The 23,084-nt window shown below is 38.1% G+C and carries 16 protein-coding genes and 4 pseudogenes; 5 read left to right on the forward strand and 15 right to left on the reverse strand.

The genetic code is table 11. From position 1 onward, the window contains the following. The 3 genes and pseudogenes from E0H79_RS14075 to E0H79_RS14085 all read right to left on the reverse strand — a co-directional run. Nucleotides 1-81: pseudogene (locus E0H79_RS14075) on the reverse strand (helix-turn-helix domain-containing protein); the annotation flags it as partial. A 52-nt stretch (nt 82-133) separates the two neighbouring features. Then, a complete protein-coding gene (locus tag E0H79_RS14080; protein ID WP_228258798.1) occupies nt 134-4,114 on the reverse strand; it encodes an ATP-binding protein in 3,981 nt (1,326 codons plus the stop codon). Further along, nucleotides 4,101-5,123, reverse strand: a complete 1,023-nt coding sequence (locus tag E0H79_RS14085; RefSeq protein WP_131261968.1) for a ComEC/Rec2 family competence protein — start codon at nt 5,121-5,123, stop codon at nt 4,101-4,103. Before E0H79_RS14085 ends, E0H79_RS14080 begins: the two co-directional genes overlap by 14 nt. A gap of 517 nt (nt 5,124-5,640) precedes the next feature. Here E0H79_RS14085 and E0H79_RS14090 point away from each other — a divergent pair. Further along, on the forward strand, nt 5,641-5,877 hold the full coding sequence (locus E0H79_RS14090) for a VF530 family DNA-binding protein (protein ID WP_003651786.1): 237 nt from the start codon (nt 5,641-5,643) through the stop codon (nt 5,875-5,877). A 310-nt stretch (nt 5,878-6,187) separates the two neighbouring features. On the opposite strand, the gene E0H79_RS14095 is transcribed toward E0H79_RS14090, so the two are convergent. The 6 genes from E0H79_RS14095 to E0H79_RS14120 are packed head-to-tail and all read right to left on the reverse strand — an operon-like array spanning nt 6,188 to nt 13,011. Beyond that, entirely contained in the window at nt 6,188-7,246 is a 1,059-nt protein-coding gene (locus E0H79_RS14095; RefSeq protein ID WP_004281883.1) for a 2,3-butanediol dehydrogenase, read from the reverse strand. Nucleotides 7,247-7,267: 21 nt separating this feature from the next. Then, nucleotides 7,268-8,053 carry an acetoin reductase gene (locus tag E0H79_RS14100; RefSeq protein WP_075166716.1) on the reverse strand — a complete coding sequence of 262 codons (786 nt, stop codon included), beginning with the start codon at nt 8,051-8,053 and terminating at the stop codon, nt 7,268-7,270. An 11-nt stretch (nt 8,054-8,064) separates the two neighbouring features. Further along, a complete protein-coding gene (lpdA, locus tag E0H79_RS14105) occupies nt 8,065-9,465 on the reverse strand; it encodes a dihydrolipoyl dehydrogenase (protein ID WP_131261969.1) in 1,401 nt (466 codons plus the stop codon). A gap of 11 nt (nt 9,466-9,476) precedes the next feature. Next, a complete protein-coding gene (locus tag E0H79_RS14110) occupies nt 9,477-11,012 on the reverse strand; it encodes a 2-oxo acid dehydrogenase subunit E2 (RefSeq protein WP_131261970.1) in 1,536 nt (511 codons plus the stop codon). 1 nt (nt 11,013) lies between these two features. Continuing rightward, complete coding sequence (locus E0H79_RS14115) at nt 11,014-12,033, reverse strand: alpha-ketoacid dehydrogenase subunit beta (RefSeq protein WP_131261971.1); 1,020 nt, start codon at nt 12,031-12,033, stop codon at nt 11,014-11,016. Between the two features lie 15 nt (nt 12,034-12,048). Then, nucleotides 12,049-13,011, reverse strand: a complete 963-nt coding sequence (locus E0H79_RS14120) for a thiamine pyrophosphate-dependent dehydrogenase E1 component subunit alpha (protein ID WP_131261972.1) — start codon at nt 13,009-13,011, stop codon at nt 12,049-12,051. A 342-nt stretch (nt 13,012-13,353) separates the two neighbouring features. Between E0H79_RS14120 and lipA the strand changes: the two genes are divergently transcribed. Continuing rightward, entirely contained in the window at nt 13,354-14,328 is a 975-nt protein-coding gene (lipA, locus tag E0H79_RS14125; protein ID WP_131261973.1) for a lipoyl synthase, read from the forward strand. A gap of 233 nt (nt 14,329-14,561) precedes the next feature. Then, complete coding sequence (locus E0H79_RS14130; RefSeq protein ID WP_131261974.1) at nt 14,562-15,653, forward strand: transcriptional regulator; 1,092 nt, start codon at nt 14,562-14,564, stop codon at nt 15,651-15,653. A gap of 141 nt (nt 15,654-15,794) precedes the next feature. Here the strand turns inward: E0H79_RS14130 and E0H79_RS14135 are convergent, their stop codons facing one another. Next, entirely contained in the window at nt 15,795-16,970 is a 1,176-nt protein-coding gene (locus E0H79_RS14135; protein WP_131261975.1) for a Fic family protein, read from the reverse strand. 282 nt (nt 16,971-17,252) lie between these two features. Between E0H79_RS14135 and E0H79_RS14140 the strand changes: the two are divergent. Continuing rightward, nucleotides 17,253-18,184, forward strand: a pseudogene (locus E0H79_RS14140) (IS5 family transposase). Between the two features lie 130 nt (nt 18,185-18,314). Here E0H79_RS14140 and E0H79_RS14145 read toward each other — a convergent pair. Beyond that, nucleotides 18,315-20,039 carry a bifunctional protein-serine/threonine kinase/phosphatase gene (locus E0H79_RS14145; RefSeq protein ID WP_131261976.1) on the reverse strand — a complete coding sequence of 575 codons (1,725 nt, stop codon included), beginning with the start codon at nt 20,037-20,039 and terminating at the stop codon, nt 18,315-18,317. Between the two features lie 51 nt (nt 20,040-20,090). Further along, nucleotides 20,091-20,900, reverse strand: a complete 810-nt coding sequence (locus E0H79_RS14150; RefSeq protein ID WP_008303564.1) for a formate/nitrite transporter family protein — start codon at nt 20,898-20,900, stop codon at nt 20,091-20,093. 283 nt (nt 20,901-21,183) lie between these two features. Between E0H79_RS14150 and cynS the strand changes: the two genes are divergently transcribed. Then, nucleotides 21,184-21,633: a cyanase gene (cynS, locus tag E0H79_RS14155; RefSeq protein WP_096902358.1), complete on the forward strand. Its 450-nt coding sequence runs from the start codon at nt 21,184-21,186 to the stop codon at nt 21,631-21,633. Between the two features lie 47 nt (nt 21,634-21,680). Here cynS and E0H79_RS14160 read toward each other — a convergent pair. The 3 genes and pseudogenes from E0H79_RS14160 to E0H79_RS14170 form a co-directional block, all read right to left on the reverse strand. Beyond that, nucleotides 21,681-21,932, reverse strand: a pseudogene (locus tag E0H79_RS14160) (integrase core domain-containing protein); the annotation flags it as partial. Then, nucleotides 21,914-22,138, reverse strand: a complete 225-nt coding sequence (locus E0H79_RS14165) for a molybdopterin dinucleotide binding domain-containing protein (RefSeq protein WP_096902357.1) — start codon at nt 22,136-22,138, stop codon at nt 21,914-21,916. The pseudogene E0H79_RS14160 and the gene E0H79_RS14165, both read right to left, overlap by 19 nt. 2 nt (nt 22,139-22,140) lie before the next feature. Next, a pseudogene (locus E0H79_RS14170) lies at nt 22,141-23,037 on the reverse strand (molybdopterin-dependent oxidoreductase); the annotation flags it as partial. Nucleotides 23,038-23,084: the final 47 nt, after the last annotated feature.

Here is a 23,084-nt window from a genome sequence, read left to right on the forward strand (position 1 = left end):
CCAATGTTTTGCATGCTTGGCCAGAAAAATGAGTCGTTCTCGCTGTTCTAAACTAAGTGGTACAGAAACAATTCGAGGCATGTGTGAACATCTGTTAACTAAAAAAACTTTTTCGCATGATTAGTTATTTTTGTCAACTTAATTTAAAACACTCTTTTAGTGCTTTTAATGAAATTTCATGAGATGGGCTCGCTACAATATTTATAAGATTATTGAAAGTTAAATCATTTATGCTGCCATGAATAATTTCGTTCACTAAACCTTGTGCAAGAAATTTCTTTGGATGAGAGCCTAGGGATGCTTGTGGACAACCTATCTCATAGGAACTATATGGCAATTGGACTACTTGATTTAAAATATCACGCCCCCATTCTAATTGACTTTCTGTACAATCAGTTCTAAAGACTAAGATCATGTTTGCTAGTGCACTAAAAGCGTTTTGTTTCATTCTTCTAATTGCATATGAGCCATTATCTATATCGCAAGCATCAAGAAATAAGCTTTCTTCTTCTACAGTTTTTAAGAATTCAATAACTGAATCTATGGTGTAGTTATTTTGGATTGTATTAGCTTGTAATGATTTCTCAGCCCAATATGTAATGTTGGAACATATTGCGAATTCATTTCTTTGCTTCTGTTCTTTCGACTCAGCTTGCTTTTTATTCTGAGGGTGATCAAAGTAGCAAGAAAATCGATTTTCATCAATTTTTTGGCAAGAGTAATTCTCAGTATTAACATACTCAGCATAATAATTAGCTCGTTCTTCTAAAATATTGATACAAGATTCATCGGTCTCCTCATGCTTAAAATTAAAAGGAAGATTAGTTTTAAATTTCGATAATTTATCTTTAATAATTTCCTGAAATTCAGGACTTATAAAGTAATTTTTTAAAAAACACTCTATATATAATTTATGACCTTTTCTATTGTAGTTGTTTTTAACAGCTTCAATATCTTTTTGATATTTTGACTCACCTTGAAAAGATATTAAAGTTGTACTAGGTTCCTGTAAGTCTTGCTGGAAACGATACTTATCTAACTCTAAAATTTTAAAATTAGTGACAATTGGAAATATAGAATTAGAAACAACTTGCCTATTTAGGGCTAAAACACTTACTACACCAAGAATTGCTACTGATTCATGCCCTAAAGTAATTTTTTGAATAAGTTCTTCAAAATTTCGCCCTTGCTCTAGTTGTTCAAAGCACCAGTTTTCTAAGACCATATAGGCCGATGAAATGGCATTATTTATCCAAACAGGTTTTTTCCAGATATATTGCTTTTCATTTCCCCAAAATTCTTGTACGCCCCAAGGAAATTCAATAGTAGTTGGTAGAGGTGCTTGTTCAGAAAGTTCACATAGATGTTTCCATGCTTGAATAGCATGGTTAGATAGATCACGTATGAGCTGTAATCCATTATCTTCCGCATACTTCAATAATGAAAAAAATGGCTCCTTTAAAGGTGAGCTAGGATAAAAGTATCTAGATTCATATTTAATTGATAAGTTGTCCCAATCATGACTCTGAATCTGTTGATATGGTGCTTGATTAAAAAATAAAGCACGACGATCAATCTTTAATTGTTCTTCTTTAGTCCTTTCATTTTCAGGTTTAGCTAATAACTCCTGAAAATATTGATGGGTTCTTTGATGTTCCCTTTCTTCACGTGCTATATGTTCTTTAGGTAGTTCATCTAATAAAAATTTTAGCGTTAAATCAGCAAGTAATTTTGGATGATGTTGTGAAATAATAGAGGAAGCGCCTATGATATGTTTATAAATTTCTCTAGATAATTCAGATTCCGAAAGCAAAAAGTTTAAGTATCTTTCCGTATAAGTTGGATTTGATTGTATTGAAACCAAAATTAGATTAATTAGACTAAACTTAAAATCTTTTAAGTTAACTATTTGCTCCCAATCATTAGCTCTCTCTTTTTGAGAAACTTTTAAAAGCCAATCGACTGATACATCCAAAATCATTTTAGACATTTGATTTGAAGGTACATGAATACCTACATATTGCCAAACCTCAAAAATTTTTAAAATTTGAGGATATAATCGATGTGGAGTATTTGGTATTAATTTAAAAACATATTCTAAAAGTGTTCGCCATAAGAATGCATCAGATGGCCAGGGATGTTGAATCGCTAATTGTAATTGATCAGGCTGTTGCAAGAATATCGGATTTGCCTTAGTTTTCTCGGCTTGAAACCATGTTAATAACTTATTAAAAAGATCGAAATCCTTTTCTCGCAAAGTTTGTGTATATCCACTACTCAACTCAATAAATTTCGGATGTCCTATTGGTCCAATTATCCATGCTCTTAACCATTGTGATCTGAGTTGTTGAAATTTTGGATTAGCTAAATGACTTACCCACTGATCATCAATAAACTCTCGTTGAGCAAGTAATTCTACAACCCTACTTATATAAGGAGGTTGTCCAAAGCTTTCTATTTTATTTAACCAGTTTTGTTCTTCTTCTAAAAGAAGATAAAGTAATGACCACTCATAAAATATGTCATGTGTAAAATCAACAGCAGAACTTTTAGAGTTTACATGGATGATACCATCTACCACCAAGCTATCTAAAGTATCGATAGGCTGAATCTCTCTACGTTTGACACTATTGCTAAGGCTTTGAGATTTAAGTTCAGAAAGCCTTTTTAAAAAATCCTGTCGATTGTAAGTAGATTGACCAGTCTCATTAAATCCGCCTCGTTTCCACCAAGCATCTATTAATTCTAGTTCTGACTCAGGTTCAAAATTATTAGCTTTTAAGCTTGTTACAACTTTCGTAAAAAATGGGCGTCTAATGATTTCTTTGACTTTACTATCACTGAATAATAACTGCTGAATACTTGGAATTTTTTGAGCTAATGCATAACATTCATCATCATTTAAAAGTTCTACGTTAATAGTTTGGATATTAATATTCTTTAAAAGAGCACCGATCCACACTTTTAATGGTTCAAGCCCTGTATCTCTTAAAGTGGCAACGATTTTCCAATTGGCTAAATTATCATTATTAAAAATTGAACGAATTAAATCTTCAATAATTGGTTTACTGTTTTCACTAACTCTGTCTATACCATCAATAAAGACAATTGGAGTTCCCCCAGTAGCTTCTAAACTGATTAGCCACTCTGAAATTGAAAAACTCGGCAGTCCAACTCTAGATAGATACTCTAACCAATTATTACTACCCGTAAGTTGATCTGATTTAATAAATAAAAATGGTGAATTATAAGCTTTTGACTCAGCGATTTGTCTTAATAGAACTGATTTACCTGTACCTGACAAACCAGTAATTTGTATAAATCTGCCTGAATTTAGTTTATCTTCAAACTCGTTGTGTAATATAGGTCTAGATAACTCTACTCCATCAATCATCTTCGAAACTAATTCCAAACTTTGTTGACTAAGATCTTTAATTTTTTGTACTTCTGGAATATATAATCTTTGATCAAAGACCTTGCATTCAAAAAAATCATTGATTTCACTGAAATTTAAAGTATCAAGGCTTTCTGCTCCAATATCATTATGATTTTCATTATGAATAATAAGTGCTTTTGCTGTCGGGTACTTTTCATGATGTGTAAAAACTACAGAGCCTGAAATCCCATCAAAATTATATTCTTTTTCTATTAAGTTTGGTATTGGGTTTGAATGTAAATTGTAATATATAAGTGTATCAATAACTCTCGGCGTATCAAAGACTAAGCTAGTCACTCCTGATTCTAAACTATTAAAACCAAAAGTTACGTAGCTGTCACTACTACTTTTTCCATTTATGATTAGTTTATCAGTAGCATGATCAATTACACTTACGATTACTAAATCTTTTGTTTTCTCATAATAGATTTTTTCTATTTGAAGAGTAGCCTTATCATTGTTTTTTAATAATTTAATATCTTTTATATCAAATTCTTTAGGACAGGCTCTGCAACATCCATCCACTTTTCTCTGGTATAAGTCACAGCTTTTTTTTTGGTCACAAATGCTATGTTTAGATGTAATAACAAAAGACTTCTCATTATCAAATGACTTGAAAAAATATCCACTGGATTTATCTGTCAGTGTGTGAACTTGTATTAGATTATTTGTATTCATAGCAAAGTGTATTCACGCCATTAGTCGGATATGATTCATTAATACTAAAACCTAGTTTTTTAAAATCATTAATTTTTTCCAATAGACTAGGATTATTTGAGCTTAAATGAATAGTTGGGGTATTATCTAAACTTAGTATTCTAGCTAATGTCATATTATTAGGGTGATAATGCTTTTCATTGTTTGCACACAATATATAGTTAGTCTTTCCCAAAAGGCTTAATGATTCAATATTTGTATTTCGGTCACTTCCATGATGAGATATTTTTACCATATCAAATTGTTGATTATTAAAACCTAAAATATTCAACCCTTCAATCACATCTTCAGCATGAGCATCCCCTAAAAAAAGCCCAGAGAAAGATCCGTATTGAATGACTAATCCTATACTTGATTTATTAGTAATAGATGGATCTTTTACGAAAACATCTTGACCAGATTGAATTTTTTGTAAAGCCTCCTCAGGCTTTATTTCTTCAGTCTTCGAACTTGAGATCTGTTTTTGCCTTCTCTTTTTTTCTTCTCTTTCTTTTTGAACATTGGCATCATTTAGCATGTATTCTAGAGCTTCAGCCGTTGGCGTTATCGCAGTTAACGTAATATCATTAATCATTAATGGACTAGAATCTCTTGTTAAACATAGAGTTTTAATTCCTCGTTCTGCCAACAATCTTTGCTTAAGAGCATTATCTTGGTTATATGAAATTTGTTTTTGTGAATTTTTTATAATGTCAGGAATATCTTGAAGACTATTAAAAATAATAGTGTCTAACTTAACACCTTCATCGATCAATGACTCAAACCCACCAATGTGATCGTCATCATTATGAGTGACTATAGCTAAGTCAATCTTTTGCTCAGGATCTAGAAGTTGTCTTAAACAATTATGAACATTTCTGCGAGTAAGAAATGGTTTATAAGGTCCACAGTCTATTAAAATTTTCGTATGCTCAAAATCCAGTAGAATACAATCACCATGACCAGCATCTATTACATGAATCTTTAACATTTAATATTTCTATAAAAAATAATGATTTATAGGTATTTTATCTATTTCGATCAAAAATGGAATCAATTTCTTAACAAAGTTCATGAAGTTAATTTGATCATATTTAAGAAAATTTGAATTAACCATTTGTTTTATATAAAATAACTTTTGCATTAATTATGAACTTAATTATAGGTAAACATAAGTTAAATAAATAACACCTGCTAATTTGTTCATTATTTCTGATATAGATTAAATCAGGTTTTATTATCTGTCAAATTAGTAATGCACTTTTATGTTTGCTTCAGTTAAATAGGTTTTCTTTAAGGTCTTATTCTATAAAAAGAAAGGTCTACATTTTAAGACACTAAATCAAATGGCAGAAGATTTTTACAAGTCGGCTGACTAGAATCTCACAAGTGAATGTCTCCTGCTATTTCAGCACACATCAATGTTAATTATGTTTAAATTTCAACCCTCCCATTTTTCAACTAGCTCAGGTTATAATGATGGCCTCCAAAAATATGGTTTATCTATTATGAATGCCTCCAATGATCCTCTACACGGCAAAAAACTTGCTGACATTTTGGATGAGTTATTGGATTACTATGGTGGCTTTGAAGGCTTAAGTCGTAAAATTGAAATTAGATGTTTTTGTATAGATCCAAGTGTTAAGTCATCATTACGGTTTTTACGTACCACACCATGGGCACGTGAAAAAGTTGAAAGCTTATATTTGTATGTCTTACGTCAAAAAGCCAAACAAAAATCGTAGCTATCAAAACTCAGCATAATATTTTATACCAAACAGTAAACTAAACTTATTGAATAGCCAATGATTTTGTAGACATCTTTTAATTAGTGGTGGACTGCCACCACTCTCCTGGCAAAATTTAGTCTATATCCCTATGGTTTATTTAAAAACTTATTTTCTATCTTTACTAGGCTGTATGATCAAAATCATACTGGCACTCAACACTGTAAATTTGAGAATGAATCTGTACGTACAGACTCATTCTCTATCGATAAAGATATTAGAAATAGCTACATAGAGTTTATTTCTAGCTTATTCAAATTAGGCTTTACTATGGATGAACAATAATTTTTACAGCAGACTCATTATTATGAATCAGCGTTTCAAAGCCTTTAGAAACAAGATCATCTAATGCAATACGTTGGGTAATAAAAGGTTCTAGATTAATCTTACCTTGCTCGACTAAACGGATGGTTTCCTGATGGTCATTGACATAAGCAATCGTTCCACGAATATCGAGCTCTTTCATGACCACACTATGCACATTAATTGTGGCAGGATGGCTCCAAATAGAAACGATAACGACTACACCAGTTGGTTTCATTGCTGCAACGAGTGTATCCATGACTTTATTGACACTACTACATTCAAAAGCGACATCTACACCGCGGTCTTCTGTAATTTTCATTACCTCAGCAACTACATCAACCTTAGATGGGTCTAGTACATAATCGGCAACACCCGCTTCTATCGCTTTTTCTTTACGTTTTGCACTCAGTTCAGTAATGATAACCGTGAGACCTTTAGCCTTTAAAATAGCAGATAAAAGTAAGCCTATTGGGCCTGCTCCACCAACCAGTGCGATATCGCCAGCTTTTGCGCCGCTTCTGACATAGGCATGATGACCGACAGATAAAGGTTCTATCAATGCTGCTTGGTCTAAAGGAATATCATTTGAAATAGGATGTACCCAACGCCGCTGAACTGCAATTTTTTCAGAAAGACCACCACCGCGTCCGCCTAAACCAATAAAGTTCATATTTTTTGATAAATGATACTTATCATTGGGGCCAGTCGGCACATCGTCAGCAATAATGTAGGGTTCAACTACGACATGTTGCCCAATTTGGATATCATCTACACCCTCTCCAACTGCATAAACCACGCCTGAAAATTCATGTCCCATTGTTACAGGTGCAGATTCTCCCGAAATTGGGTGTGGGTGACCACAAGGTGGAATAAAAATAGGGCCTTCCATGAATTCATGTAAATCTGTACCGCAAATACCACACCACGCAACTTGAATTCCAACTGTGCCTGGAAGTACTTTCGGTTCAGGGATATCTTCAATTCGAATATCCCCTCGGTCATAAAAACGAGCTGCTTTCATTGTGTATTCCTTATGTTGATATTAACGGTAAACCATTCCACCATCTGTCAAAATAGACTGACCTGTAATATAGTTTGCATCCTCGCTGGCTAAAAATGCAACTAATGCAGCCACGTCATCTGGTGTTTCAGCACGTCCTAAAGCAATACCATCTACATATTTTTTATACGTTTGACCAATTGGTGCACCTGTAATTTCAGAGAACCGCTGATCTATTTCGACCCACATGTCTGTACCAACAACACCCGGACAATAACTATTTACAGTAATTTTAGCACTGGCATATTCTTTAGCCGCAGCTTGCGTCAATGCACGAACTGCAAATTTAGTTGCCGAATAAACACCGAGCAAAGCAAAACCTTCATGACCTGCTATTGAGCATGCATTAATAATTTTTCCAGCCTGTTGGCGTTGTTTAAATTTATTTGCTGCGGCTTGAATCCCCCAAAGTACACCACCGACATTGATGTTCATAATTTGGTTAAATTCACTCGGCGTTACTTCTGCCAAAGCTTTGACTTGTGCAATACCTGCATTATTAATCATGATATCAAAGCCATTAAGTGTCGATTCTGCATGATTAATAGCGTCACTAATTTGTATTGGATCTGAAATATCCGCAATAAATGTGGTGGCTTTTACGCCAAAGGCTTCAACCTCTTGTTGAACAGTATTTAACTTTTCTTGGTGAAGATCGACCAATCCAATATGAACACCTTCTTGTGCTAAACGTAAGGCAATACCGCGTCCAATACCTTGTGCCGCACCCGTAATTAATGCAACTTTATTGTTTAAACCTCTAGGCATGTTGCGACTCCTTAGATATGAATTGCACGTTGCATCGCAGACAAGACCGACTCATGCATCGCCTCAGATAAAGTAGGATGAGGGAAAATGACCTGTGCTAAGCTTTCATCGGTTGCTTCTAGATATTTTGCGATCGCAAAACCTTGGATGTGTTCGGTGACTTCATGCCCAACCATGTGAGCACCCAACAATTCACCTGTTTCCTGACTAAAAATGGTTTTAACAAATCCTGCGCTATCGCCCAAAGCCAATGCCTTACCATTGGCTTGCAAAGGAAACTTACCCACATTGATATTCAAGCCCGCAGCTTTCGCTTTCTGTTCTGTCAAACCAATACTGGCCACTTGCGGATGGGTAAAAATACAGCCCGGAATTTGTGTACGATCTAAAGCATGTACATGACTTAGGCCTGCAATTTTCTCCACACAAAGAATGGCTTCATGACTGGCTTTGTGTGCCAAACACGGTGCGCCTGCGACATCACCAATTGCATAAATGCCCACTACATTGGTTTTACACCATGAGTCGACTTTAATAAAACCATTCTCAAATTCAATTCCCAAAGCTTCTAGGCCAAGATTTTCAGCATTTGGTTTCACGCCAATAGCTGAAAGCACCTTTTCAACAGTAATGATTTGTACACCTGTGGCAGTTTCAATATGACAATGTACTTGAGCCTGATCAGTTTCTATTTTTTTTACAGTCGCTTCGGTTAAAACCTGCATACCCTGCTGTTCAAATTGCTTTTGTACATACTTCGCAACCTCAATGTCTTCGCTAGGAAGAATCTGCTTTGCAATATCAACCAAGGTGACTTGGCAGCCTAAGTCTTGGTATAGGCTTGCAAACTCACTGCCTATAGCACCCGAACCAATGACTAGTAAAGATTTTGGTAATTGTTCTGGAACTAAAGCCTCTTTATAACTCCAGACCTGATAGCCATCTACAGGAATATGAGGCAAATTGGCCGCACGTGCGCCTGTTGCGACAATAATATGCGGTGCAGAAATCTGCTGTTTTTGACCATTCGCATCTGAAAGCTCTAATTGCTCTTTGGCAATAAACTGGGCTGCTGCGTTAAAAACAGTGATTTGATTTTTTTTCAATAGTTGACCGATACCTTGCACCAGTTGCTCAGAAACCTGTCTGCTATGATGGACCAGTTTTTGAATGTCAAAATCAATCGCGTTAAGAGTAAAGCCAAACTGCCCTGCATGTTTGAACTGCTGTGCAAGCGCAGCCCCGCTCAATAATGCCTTTGTTGGAATGCATCCCCAATTAAGACACACTCCGCCTAAGTGTTGTTTTTCAACGATTGCAGTTTTTAATCCCAGTTGCGCTGCGCGAATCGCAGCGACATATCCTCCAGGACCAGCACCAATAACCACAAGATCAAATTGTGTATCTGACATGGCTATTCCTCCTACACCAAAATTAATGCAGGATTTTCGACAAACTGCTTCAATGCCGATAAGAATTGAGCACCCAACGCACCATCAATGACACGATGATCACAAGACAATGTTGCGGTCACCATTTCACGAACAACAACCTCATCATTTTCAACGACAGCACGTTTCTCTGCTGCACCTAAGGCTAGAATTGCACCTTGAGGCGGGTTAATAATGGCATCAAACTGTTGAATACCAAGCATGCCTAAATTGGAAATACTGAAACTGCCCCCTTGAAACTCATCAGGTGCCAATTTTCCAGTTTTGGCACGTGTCACCAGATCACGCATATCATTGGAAATTTGCGCCAAAGATTTACGGTTCGCTGCTTTAATAATTGGCGTGATCAGTCCATTTTCGATGGCTACAGCAACCGAAATATCAGCCTGTTCAAACTGTAAAATCTGCTGATTCTCTTCATCAAACTGAACATTAACTTGTGGAACTTTAATCAGTGCAGCAGCAGCAGCTTTAATCAGCATATCGTTAATGGACAGTTTGACTTGCGGTACAGTACTGTTAATTTGCTGACGCAAAGCCTGAACCGACTCAACATTTAAGTCTATCGTTAAGCGAAAATGTGGTGCATTGCGTTTTGCCGCTTGTAGCCGTGCAGCGATTGCTTTACGCATACCATTCATAGCTACGGTGGTGAATTTTGCTGACTCTGTTGGATACGCATACTCAGTATGTTGAGCTTGTACAGGGTTTTCACGTTGATATACAGCTTCAACATCTTCCTTACAGACTCGTCCACGTGAACCCGATACACGACAATCATGCAAATTAATGCCCCATTGTTTTGCCAAACGGCGAGCAACAGGTGTTGCTAGAACATCACTATCATCTGCTTTAGATTTCGCGGCTTTCGTGCTGGCTTGATGACGTACATCTGGCCAAGAACCACCAGCAGCATGAACTGCGGCCTGAATATCTTGAACACTGATACGGCCTTCACGTCCAGAACCTGTAATCTGAGCCAAGTTTACATTATGCTTTTCAGCCAATTTCAAGGCATGTGGCGTTGCAAAAATATCATCGCTTTGTTGGTAGCCTTGTAACTCATCAGGAATAGAATATCCGCCCTGAGTCACCGCTTTTGATCCATTACCAACACTGTTCTGTTTAGGAGCAGCTTGTACTTTGGTTTCAACTTGAGCCACATCGACTTTTTCAGGAACCGCTGCTACCGCTTTATTTTCAGTTACAGCAGGTGTTCCACCTAAGGACTGTGCAAATGCTTCAACTTCTGCATCGGAAACTTGGGCGTCTGCACAAATTGCAATGACTCCTCCTACGACAAGGGTATCACCATCTTTAGCAATAATTTTTCGTAGCAAGCCATCGAAAGGCGCTTCTAGAACATTGACGATTTTTGTGGTTTCAATTTCACAAATTTCCTGTCCTTTACTAAATTGCGTACCTTCCTGAATCAGCCATTGGGCAATCGTGCCCTCTTCCATGGACAAACCCCATTTTGGGATTTCTAAGGTTTTAATTTCGCTCATCCTAAGCCTCCAACGTCTTACGTACAGCTTGTTCGATGCGTTCTACACTAGGTAGCCATTCTTTTTCTAATACGGGTGAAAATGGTACGGGTGAGTGTGGTGGAGTGACTAACTCGATTGGTGCTTTAAGAAAATGAAAGCCTTTCTGTGCAATGAGTGCAGCCACATCATGTCCGAAACCACAACGCGCTGCAGATTCATCTACAATCACCACACGGCCTGTTGAAGCCACTGACTCTAAAATACCGTCTTCATCCAATGGAGAAATGGTTCTAGGGTCAACCACTTCAACCGAAATTCCTTCTTTTGCGAGCTTGTCAGCAACGTCATTAGCACGATGCACCATCAAGCTTAAGGCAATAATGGTGATATCTGTGCCCTCACGGGTGTAATTTGCGACACCAAAAGGAATAGTGTAGGCCTCATCTGGCACTTCGCCCTTAATGTCGTACAACAACTTGTGCTCACAAAAGACTACTGGATCGTCATCTCGAATGGCTTGAATCAACAACCCTTTCACATCATAGGCACTTGAAGGCACCACCACTTTTAAACCAGGCACTGAGGCAAACACGTTATATGGCGACTGAGAATGCTGCGCTGCTGCGGAAAAACCTGCACCGATCATGCCTCGTACAACGAGTGGCGCTTTGGCTTTGCCACCAAACATATAGCGGAATTTAGCCGCTTGGTTATACAGCATGTCATAACACACGCCGTAAAAATCCATGAACATTAAATCTGCCACAGGTCTTAAACCCGTTGCAGCAGCACCTGCCGCCATACCAATAATCGCTGATTCTGTAATTGGCGTATCAATGACTCGTTCAGAACCAAATTCAGTCCATAAGCCTTTGGTTACACCAAGTACACCGCCAAAACCTTCCAGTTTATTGTCATCGGTATTTTTGCCACCATGCCCACCACGAACATCTTCACCGACCACAATGACACTTGAGTCTCGGCGCATTTCTAATTCAATTGCTTCTTTAATCGCATTTCGATAACTTTTATTTGGCATTTTTCTACTATTCCTTTAGTAAGAGACGTAAACATCAGTAAGTAACTGAGAGACTTCTGGGTACTTAGCTGCACGTGCTTTTGCAACGGCATCGTCTACATTGGCTTTAGACTGGGCATCAATCGCATCCATTTTGGCTTCGTCAATTTTATCCTTGACTTTTTCACGGAATATTTTCAATGGGTCTTTATGTTCTTTGACATAATCCAGTTCTTCTTTGGAACGAATAAGCCCCGGATCACCTTCAAAATGTCCATAAAAACGGTTGGTTACTGTTTCAATCACACTCGGGCCTTCACCACGGCGGGCACGTTCAATGGCTTTTTGTGCAACTTCATACACAGCAAAAAAGTCTGTTCCATCTACTTTTTCAGCGGGTAAGCCAAAACCTGCTGCTCGGCCTGCAATGTCTTTACTGCCTACGGCATAATCATGTGCAGTACCTTCACCAAAACCGTTATTTTCAAAAACAAAAATGACAGGAAGCTTTAACACAACAGCCATATTAATGGCTTCAAAAGTTAAGCCCTGATTTGAACCGCCGTCACCAGTAAAAGATAGACCAATCCCACCATTTTTGAGTGTTTTAGCACTTAAAGCTGCCCCAATAGCCAAAGGTGGACCACCACCTACAATACCGTTTGCACCGAGCATGCCTTTATCTAAATCCGCAATGTGCATTGAGCCGCCTTTACCACGACACAAACCATCATCTTTGCCAAAAATTTCTAGCATCATGGCGTGAATGTCACAGCCCTTTGCAATACAATGTCCGTGACCACGATGTGTTGAGGTAATGAAGTCCTTATCTGTTAAATTTTCACAGATCCCTACGGCAACAGCTTCCTCACCGCTATAAAGATGGATGAAACCTGGGATATCACCTGTATTGTTTTCATCGTGAAGTCTATCCTCAAATTCACGAATGTCGCGCATTCTTTTGTATGCTGCTAGCAATTGCTCTTCCGTTAATTGCATATCTTTGTTCCTTATTTACCACGCTTAAAAGAAAATCCCAAATTGAATAACTGGATTTTTAAATCGTATATTTATATAAGAATATTTTCATTTAATTTCATATTAGACTAAAAAAATATAATGCATAAAAACATAAGATAAACATTAAAAACAATGGTTTATAAAATTAAGAAATTTGTAAATTTTTTAATATTATTCAGCTATATACAAAAACAAACCTTTAACCAACCTTTGTTTTATATGATAAGTTTTTTGCCCTGTTTTAATATTATTAATGCATTTAAAGCAGCTTATTTAATATCAGGCTCAATATTAATTATTTTAAACGACGGAGTGTTTGAAATGGATTTAAATAACCCAGTATTAACTGGAAAGAAGCTACGTGGCGCTAAAAAAATGGCGCGTATTCCAATTAAAGTTGTTCCAACGGAAACGATACCGAAAAAGCCAGAATGGATCCGGACTAAAATTAGTCGACCTGAGGAAGTCCAAATCATTAAGGATTTATTAAGACAACAAAAACTACATACCGTTTGCGAAGAAGCAGCTTGTCCTAACTTGCCGCAATGTTTCGGTAGTGGAACAGCAACATTCATGATTATGGGAGATATCTGTACTCGACGCTGTCCATTCTGTGATGTCTCGCATGGCCGTCCTAATATCCTAGATCCTAATGAGCCAAAGCATCTGGCTGAAACAGTCAAGAATCTAAACTTAAAGTATGTTGTGATTACTTCTGTTGATCGAGACGACTTAAAAGATGGCGGTGCACAGCATTTTGCAGATTGCATTCGAGAAATTCGTCAAACTAGTCCAGACACTTTGATTGAAGTTTTGGTTCCTGATTTTCGTGGTCGCGCAGATATTGCACTTAAAATTCTGAGCCAAAACCCACCCGATGTCTTTAATCACAATATTGAAACCGTGCCACGCCTGTATAAAGCCATGCGACCAGGCGCTGACTATCAGCATTCATTGAATTTACTCAAAAAATTTAAACACTACTGTCCCGACATTCCAACCAAATGCGGTTTGATGGTCGGTTTAGGAGAAGTCGAGGCTGAGGTTATTGTGTTATTAAATGATTTGAAAGATTATCAAGTGGACTATGTCACAATCGGTCAATACTTACAGCCATCTAAATCTCATGCGCCAATTCATCGTTTTGTTACGTTGCAAGAGTTTAAGCATTATCAAACACATAGAGAGCGCTTAGCGTTTAAAAATATTTGGAGTGCGCCATTAGTACGATCAAGTTATTTTGCAGACCGTCAGTATCATGGTGAAGCTGTGCCTAGCCCTTACATGAGCGAATGAATTTTCATCCTATTTACGTTTATTAACATTTCAGATGGAAATAGCCATTTTCAGCTCATAAGAACACTTTTAAAGTAACTCAAGGACTGGTAAAGCCATAAGATATGATTTAACCAAGCAAAGATAAAAGCATTTAAAATTGAAGCAAGAAGAAATGACGTAAATGACTATAAATTTGGAAACTCATTTCTAAAATTTAAAAATATTACAGTCTCATCATAAAGGAATATGATATGAACCTGTTCAATACAGCACCTGCAAAAAAGCTGCAAACAACCCATTTAATTAATCAAACTACTGTGCATGCTGCCCCTGTTTTAGCATTGCCTCAAGAAGATAAAACGTCTTTATTCCGCCGTTCTATTCAGCATAATTATGCAGATTTACTCAAAATAGCAAATGATTCAGATATGGCGATTGGTCTTACAGATCATCACGGGACTCTCTTGTGGACATGGAGTAGTTCAGCGATGCTTTCTTCTGCTGAACAAGTTCATTTTATTGAGGGCGGACATTGGTCTACACAGGCAGTTGGAACCAATGCGATTGGTATGGTGTTAAACAGCCAAATATCAAGTTGCGTCTATTCTCATGAAAACCAAATGGACAGTGTTAGAGATTGGGTTTGTTATGCCGCACCGATTTGGGACCCAACATCGGGACAATTTCACGGCATTATTAACCTTTCTACAAAATATAAAAAACATACGCCTTTAGGGTTGCTCGCAGTTGAACGCTGTGCAGATTTAATACAGCGTGCCATAAAATTTGAGCAGCAAAATTTTTTGTACATTAAAGCGCTAGGTTCACCTTGGGTTCAATTTAATGGGCAAACTTTAAACTTGAGTCACCGTCAAATTGAAATACTTTGCATTTTAGCTTTGAATCCCCATGGAATTGGCTTAGAAGAGTTACACTATGCCCTTTATGGTGAGCGTAGTGTCAGCCTAAAAACCCTAAAGGCTGAGCTTTCACAACTTCGTAGCCTATTACCTCATTCAATTGAAGCTCGCATTTATAGGCTTAGCTGTGAAGTCCAATGTGATTTTTTACGTGCTGAACAATCATTAAATGCAAATCTTATTTCCAGTACATTCTCACTATATAAAGGTAGCTTTCTCTCTAAATCAGAAAGCCCTTTACTCAGCACTTGGAGACATTGTTTTGATGCCCGTTTGAGCCAGTTGATCTATCAAATAAAGGATATCGATCAATTATTAAGAATTATTGGACAAACACATGACCGAATTGATGCGGTACAGCGTTTATTAGAGTTATTACCACAGGACAGTATCCACCGTAATTATTTTTCAAATATGATTTAGATTTGATCTGTTGCTTCAACTCTAAAGTTTTATTGTGAAACAGATTGAAAAGGAAGCTTGATTTTCATACTCCTTTAATGAGAATGTACGATCAAGTCTGAACTAATACAGAATATCGCTTATAAATAAGCTTTTAGTTGTTCAAACAAGTGAGACAACCTCTTTTTGAGTAAACTTTTCTTTATCAATTTTCAGCACGTAGCGGGTATTACGCCCACCACCTTCCAGTTTATACAGCACATCGTTTTCCAAAAGCTCGGTTAGGTGACGTGTTGCTGTAGCCTTACTTACTCCAGTGAGCTTTTGATACTGTGAAGCATTAATTCCTAGAGGGAAATCATTCTCTTCGCCATTGAGTAAGCGATTTAAAACTTTATTCTGGGCTTCATTGAATTCGATATGAGAATAAGTGCTCCAAAATTTCGCTTTAGTGATCGTTCGATCAAGTCGTAGTAAAGACCTATCGATACTTTTTTCTAAGGTGTTTAAAAACCAGACCAACCACTCATTAATTGTATAAGTATCATTCTGGCATTTCTCAAGAACCTCATAATAACTACTACGATTTTCATGAATGGCCACGGACATAGCATATAAACGGATACTTTGGTGATCCATTTGAGCTAATGCTAAATCTGTAATAACACGCGTAATACGACCATTACCATCTTCAAATGGATGTAATGTCACAAACCAAAAATGAGCAAGTGCAGCTCGCAATAACGGATCAAGCATTACATCTTCTCTAGAACTATTGAACCATTCTATAAATTCATTCATTAGTCCCTGTAAATGCTCTCCACCCTCAGGTGCTTCAAAGTAAACCTTGGTAGTAGTACCATAAAGAGAACCACCAACAACCTGCATTGGTGCCTCGTTATCACGAATTTCTCCTACTTTGATTTTTTGCGCAGCATAATCAAAGCGTTCTATAGTTTGAAAAAGCCAGTTATGCCATTGTAATAAGCGCTCCATTGTTAATGGCGCATTATGATTGCTCACTGCATCCATCATGATATTGGCTAAACCTTCATTTTTATCTTTAATGGGTGCAGGATTTTCTTCTGTTACCCCTAAACGCCGAGCTAATGAGGATTTGAGTGAACGAACATTCAACTTCTCATCTTCAATGAGTGAGGATGCGACTAGATTTGTGAGCAGTGTATCTAATGGTAATGCCTCAGCTTCTGGTGATACTTTGCTCTCTCCGACTAATTGACCTATCTTCTTATGAATTAAACGTAATTTTACTGTGACAAGTGCTTCATCCCATTTAAATTTAGTCCAGTTTGCTTTTTGCCATACCCATTTTTTCATAAGCATTCCCCCTACTGCATGAGCCGATTGTAACACCTATTCGGCTCATTTAGTGAGCCATTAATTCAGTTATTCAGCTCATTTATGACGATTGACCTAATAAAACCTAGATTGTGAGCCGAATAATTGGCTTAAACAGCTCATATAGTGAGCCAAATATACAGGTTATTCGGCTCATTTACTTCTTTTAGCCATTAGGTTGGTTCTGTTAATTTTTTAATGCGATCGGGCTTTGTTGCACAAACCTATGTGTAAAGGCTTTTTCAGCGATATAATTTTCAAATGAAGAAGCCTACACCTAAAATCTATCGTACAACCAATTGGTCCTCGTATAACCAAGCTTTAATCAAGCGAGGAAATATTTCAATCTGGTTTGCTCCTAAGACGCAATGGTATGCACAACCACAAGGCAAGCACGGACGAAATCAAACTTATTCCGATACAGCGATTCAATGCTGTTTAATGATCAAATCTCTATTCCGTCTTTCTTTACGTATGGTTACTGGCTTTGTTCAAAGCCTGATTAAACTCTGTGGCTTGAATTGGACAGCGCCAGATTACTCCACCCTTTGTAGACGACAAAAGCATATTGATATTGCGATAAGCTATCAGAAAAGTCGTGATGGGTTACACCTACTCGTCGACTCTGCGGGTTTAAAATTTTTAGGTGAAGGCGAATGGAAGCGTAAAAAACATCAGCCTGAATACCGTCGGCAATCGCGTAAACTGCATATTGGTATAGATGTTGAAACACTGCAAATACGTGCCGTTCAGCTTACGACAAATAATGTCAGTGATTCACAAGTACTAGGTGATTTACTGGATCAAATTCCACTAGATGAGCGAATAGATTCTGTCTATACCGATGGCGCGTACGACACGAAGTGCTGCAGACAAGTGATTTCAGATCGTCAAACACATGCAGTAATTCCACCCAGAAAGAATGCCAAGCCCTGGAAAGATTCTAAAATAAGTTCAATAGAACGAAATGAGTTACTTCAAACGGTTAAACATTTAGGCAGAACCCTATGGAAAAATGGTCGGGTTATCACCGTCGTAGTTTGGTGGAAACCAAGATGCATTGCATCAAATTATTAGGAGATAAGCTGACGGCAAGACATTTTCAAAGTCAGGTCAATGAAATTCATGCGCGTGTGGCAGTTCTGAATAGATTTACGGAATTAGGTAGACCTCACACCCAAGTTGTCTCTTGAATTTGAATGGATTGGGGAAAACTCAGTTTTTGAATGTTTATGCAACAAAGCCCAGTCAATCTCATAGTCTAGTTTGAATAAAAACTTATCTATGTACCTTCAATTTTAAGCATGGTTTGATTCTCTCTTTTCAAATAAATGGCCATGCAATACTCAGTAAAAATAATAGCCCTAATACGGTGCAACTAATTTGCCAAAAACGCAAAGGATCTCGTTCAATGATTGCTGGTGGTTTAGAGTTTAATAATTCTTTGGAAGGATGCATTAGATTATGAATGAGTTCAGATAAGGCCTCAAAACGATGTGTCGGTTCAATACTCAGCGCTTGGCCTAAAATTTTATCTAACCATATAGGTAAATCAGGCCGATATTTCCTGATGGAATAGTATTGAACTTTTTTAAGCTGCTTTAAACTGTTACAGCGAGCTAAATCTGTCCCATAAGGTAATTGTTTGGTCAGTAAATAATAGGCCATTACCGCCAAAGAAAATTGGTCTGAATGTACAGATGGCGAATGATCAATAAAATACTCCGGTGCCATAAATGCTAAGGTTCCGAGTGGTCGATTCGCATTTTTAGGATTAATTTCGACCAGGCCTCTTACTGCTGTTGAACCATAATCAATCAGTTTAATTTTCATGGCACTTTCTGTATTTAAAACAATGATGTTTTTTGGCCGTATATCCTGATGCAGCATCTCCAGCCGGTGCATTGCATTTAAAGCCAAAGCTGTTTGTTGCAAAATTGGTAAAATCTCATCGAGATTTAAAGGCTTTTCCTGGCGATGCAGCCATTGAGCCAAAGTTTCACCCTGTAAATATTCATAACATTGGAATAAATATTTTTTCTCAGTGTTATGTGGATAACACTGCATCAGGTTGTCATGCTTCAGACGTTTTGATACCCAATCTTCGAGTTGAAATTGCTCTACGGCATACTTATCTTGCTGTAAATCTACCCCCAAAGTTTTTATAACCAAAGGCTGCTGCTGAGTATCGTGTGCCAAATACAGGCAACTGCGATGATTTTGGTGCAAAATCTTATCAATCACATAGCCTTCAAAAACTTCACCTTTACTGAGCTGTTGTGGAAATACATAATCCTGCTGAATATGAAACTGATTCAGTTCAGGCAACTGTTCTACGCGGATCACCTGGAAACTTAAGTTATCATCACTGCCCTGTTCTAAAGCTTTTTCAACTAATCTTTTGGCAAGTTGATTTAAATCTGCATCTATTAAAGTTAAATCTAATAATTGTTGATCTGTGACAAATTCATAGACCCCATCGGTCATTAGTAAAAAAATATCTTTTTCTTTGAGTTCAATATTTCGATAATCAATTTCAATACGATAATCCGCACCTAAGGCTCGACTAAGATAATGCTCTTTGGAAGACAACCAGACACGATGATCATGGGTTAGTAATTCAATTTCATGATCGCGAATGCGGTAAATACGACTATCACCAACATGAAAAACATGGGCTTGTTGCTGTTTTAAAATCAGTGCAGATAAGGTACAGACATACCCTCGGTCTTTATCAAAACGTCCTTGACTTTGTTGAGTCTGTGCATAAAGCCATGAATTGGTCGCGCGGATCACTCGTTCTGCTGAAGTCTGTGTACTCCAGGCATCTGAAGTAGAATAATAATCAGATAAAAAACTACCAACGGCTGTTTCTGCTGCAAGATGACTGACATTACTGCTACCGATTCCATCCGCTATAACACATGCAATACCTTTCTGTTTCAGCACATGTCCTTCGGGCAGATATACTCCATGGAAATCCTGGTTCTGTTGTTTAACTCCGGCAGTAGAATATTGCCCAATACTGACTTTTAATGTTTTTTTCATGCTGAAAGCTCAAAAAGGGATCTATATGATCCCTTTATAAAATGATGAATGTTAAAATTCTTTTTTAACACCAGTACGGACATGGGTGGTATAAAGTGCCAGACCTGTTAATGCCAAACCGCCCACCAGATTACCTAAAGCAACCGGCAGTTCATTCCATAGGAAGTAGTCAGCAATCGAGAAGTCACCGCCCATCATCATGGCAAATGGGAACAGGAACATGTTCACGACAGAGTGCTCAAAGCCCATGGCAAAGAACAGCATAATTGGCATCCACATGGCAATAAATTTGCCACTCACCGTAGTAGACATCATCGCGCCAATGACACCTAATGACACCATCCAGTTACACAGCATGCCACGGATAAAAATAGTCATCCAGCCGGCGAATCCGTATTCGGCATAACCTAATGTCCGCTCCTCGCCAATATGCGCAATTTTTACGCCGACAGGGTTTGGATCCGCTGCAAAACCCATGGTATAAACCGCTGCCATGAGCACCGCAACGACTAAACAGCCTGTAAAGTTCCCTACAAACACCAAGCCCCAGTTTTTTAGAATACGTCCCCATGTCACCCCTGGGCGTTTATCTAGCCATGCCAGCGGCGTAAGTACAAACACCCCAGTTAATAGGTCATAGCCCAATAAATACAACATACAAAAACCAACTGGAAACAGGAGCGCACCAATCAATGGTGATCCTGTTTGCACGGCTATGGTAATGGCAAATACCGCTGCCAAGGCCAGAATGGCCCCTGCCATAAAGGCACGAATCAATACATCACGGGTTGCCATATGCAATTTGGATTCACCCGCATCTACCACTTTTTTTGCAAACTCTGCAGGAGCAAGATATGCCATGTTGTCGTCCTCTTTTTCAATATACAGACCTGTTTTTCAAAAAAAGACGCCTAAGATCAATGAAGACCTTAGGCGCCGTTGCCTTAAATGCTTGAACAGTTAAAGGTGAATGGCGTCATTGCCATATATCTCAAAGTACAAGCAAAAGCTATGCCATAAAAAATTATTAATCTTTTAATTATTCACTGTCTTATTGAGCATAAATTTTAAAATGATGATTGGCATGATATCTGCATCATCTACTCCGCATAACAATTTGTTTAAGAATCATTTGGAGAGGATTATGATTACCCATCGTCAACAAGTAACTGACATGATCATTTCAGCGAAAGTTTTAAAATCAATTAAATGGTCAGATGTCGCCAAAGAAATAGAACTTTCTAAAGAATGGGTAACCGCTGCATGTTTAGGTCAGATGGCTTTTAATAAAGAGCAGGCAGAAAAAATCGGTCAGATTTTTGGCTTAAGTAATGAAGCTGTTGCATGGCTACAAATCGTGCCATACAAAGGTTCATTGCCGACCAGCGTGCCTACTGATCCCTTAATTTATCGCTGGTATGAAGTAGTGAGTGTTTATGGTTCGACCATTAAAGAACTGATTCATGAAGAATTCGGAGATGGGATCATGAGTGCTATTGATTTTAGTATGGATATCCAACGCGAAGAAAATCCGAATGGTGACCGGGTAAATGTCGTATTGTCTGGCAAGTTTTTACCTTATAAAACCTATTAATTTGTCTTGTCCTGAAATAGATTGACAGTATTCCACTTCAAACCGAGTTAAGCAATTAGCTCAGTTTTAGTTTGCTCATACGTCTGATTCGGGGTGTTCATATTTAAACTTAAATGTGGTCTATAGCAATTATAAATCATGATAGATTCCGCAATTAAGTGATCTAACTCCTTCATGGTTTGACATCGTGTAGTTAAAAACTCCTGCTTTAATATTCCATTAATCCGCTCTGCTAATGCATTCTGGTATGAGAAACACTGTTTCGCAAGTGCGCCATCTGTCATAGAAGGACATACCCCATAATGGCGTAATGCCACCTTTCACAAAGCAACAAGGCTTCAGAAGTTGATACGTTGTGCAGGCCATTACATTGTCCCCATTCAGAACGAACTTCGACCAGCTCACCATCCTGAATCCCGTATTTCAATGCATCATTCGAATGAATTTCACAATACGGTTCGGCACGATGTGTACTGAGATGGGCAGATAATCCAGTGCAGCTCATAGCAGGCTCATGATTTTTTCGGTCTGGGCAAATTTCTGAAAAAATAAGGTTAATTTTTCAATAGTAATCCCGGTTCGTTGAGCCACGCTTTCAATCGATGACTCTGTTGAGCTGCTGGCAAGTGCCTGCTCCAGACCTTGAGTATGTTGGGTAATAAAATCCAGATCGGTATAGCCATTTTGCTGAAGATATTGCAACAAGCCATTAAACAGCGCGACATCCTGACCTGGTAAAATGGGTAAGTGTAAATCTGCCACTTCACAGGTTGCAGTAAAGCGTGGATCAATCACCACTACAAATAAATCCCGCTCTTCTTTGGCTTTCATGATGCGCTGATAAAGCACCAGATGGCACCAGGCAGTATTGGAACCCACCAGAACCACCATTTCTGTCTGCTCAAAGTCTGTGTAGCTGGTATGTGCTGCCACAGCAGATGACATGCACAGCCTTGAATTGGTATCAATATTGGCAGTACCGAGATAACCTTTTACAAATTTGTTCACCACATAATAGTCTTCAGTCAAAAGCTGGCCGGAGACATAAAAGGCGATGCTGTCGCGCCCATACTGATCAATACATTGCTGAAATTTATTGGCAATACTTGAAATGGTATGATCCCAAGTACTTATTTGCCGCTGTTCATTTCGACCTGTCATCGGATGCAGAAGCCGGGTTTTTAGGCTAAGTGTATCGGCAAGATGACTGCCTTTAATACACAACTTGCCCAAGTTCGCCGGATGCTGAACATCGCCTTCAATCTCAACCTTTTCACCCGTCGGGGTTTGGCTTACGTGCGCAATGACGCCACAGCCTACCCCACAATAAGGACAGGTCGTCTGAGTAGTTTTTATTTGGGATTCAGTAGAGCTATGTAGTTCCATAACCGGAATACTATTCATTGCTGCTGTGCTCCTTAATCATCCAAATTCACGTGTTTCACCAAATC

It is taken from the genome of Acinetobacter sp. ANC 5045, assembly GCF_004331005.1.
GTDB classification, from domain to species: Bacteria; Pseudomonadota; Gammaproteobacteria; order Pseudomonadales; family Moraxellaceae; genus Acinetobacter; species Acinetobacter towneri.